Source organism: Pseudomonas sp. TJI-51, assembly GCF_000190455.2.
Lineage (GTDB): Bacteria > Pseudomonadota > Gammaproteobacteria > Pseudomonadales > Pseudomonadaceae > Aquipseudomonas > Aquipseudomonas juntendi.
The window spans coordinates 1-260 of the sequence record NZ_AEWE02000176.1; the positions used below are offsets into that span (position 1 = coordinate 1).

Below are 260 nucleotides of genomic sequence, written 5' to 3' on the forward strand. Positions count from 1 at the left end.
TCGCCCTGCGCCGGAGCGGCATAGGACTTGGTGGTCTCGCCTGCCGCGAAGGTCAGGGTCGCACCGGTGCTCAGGGTTACGGTGAACGGCTTGTCGAGCGCCTTATTCAAGGTAACGGTGAAGGTTGGTTCGGTTGCTTCGTTGACCGAGACTTGATCGGCCACGATGCTGACTTTGACCAAGTCACCTTCGTTGTTGCCGCCTGGGTTACCCGGAGTACCCGGCTCGTCAGTCACGGAGGTGCTGACGGTATCTTTGCC

General features: G+C 60.4%; 1 protein-coding gene. It reads right to left on the reverse strand.

What is annotated here, in order from left to right; genetic code table 11:
* Window positions 1-260 (reverse strand): immunoglobulin-like domain-containing protein (locus tag G1E_RS26375; RefSeq protein WP_177329627.1); only part of this gene is annotated, 260 nt, incomplete at both ends.